The sequence below is a fragment of the Pseudomonas sp. 65/3-MNA-CIBAN-0223 genome, from assembly GCF_040310425.1.
GTDB classification, from domain to species: domain Bacteria; phylum Pseudomonadota; class Gammaproteobacteria; order Pseudomonadales; family Pseudomonadaceae; genus Aquipseudomonas; species Aquipseudomonas gregormendelii.
In genome coordinates this window covers 1-257 of the sequence record NZ_JBEOPV010000229.1, presented here as the reverse complement: position 1 = coordinate 257, position 257 = coordinate 1, and the positions used below count along the sequence as shown (strand labels likewise).

General features: G+C 57.6%; 1 protein-coding gene. It reads left to right on the top strand.

The genetic code is table 11. The annotated features are described in order from the left end of the window. The coding region (locus AAEZ09_RS28685) for a LysR substrate-binding domain-containing protein (protein ID WP_350601728.1) at positions 1 to 257 on the top strand (257 nt) is incomplete at both ends.

Sequence of the window (257 nt, the reverse complement as noted above, 5' to 3'; positions counted from 1 at the left end):
CCTTTAGCGAAGCTGGACAAGCTAACTCTGGAGGCGCTTGCCGAGCATCCTATAGTGACTTACGTATTCGGTTTCACCGGTCGTTCCAAGCTCGACGAGGCGTTCGGTCACCGCGGGCTTTCGCCCAAGGTTGTGTTCACGGCCGCCGATGCCGACGTGATCAAAACCTATGTGCGGCTCGGACTAGGGGTTGGGATCGTTGCGCGTATGGCCGTTGATGCCAAACTGGATTCGGATCTGGTGGTGCTGGATGCAAG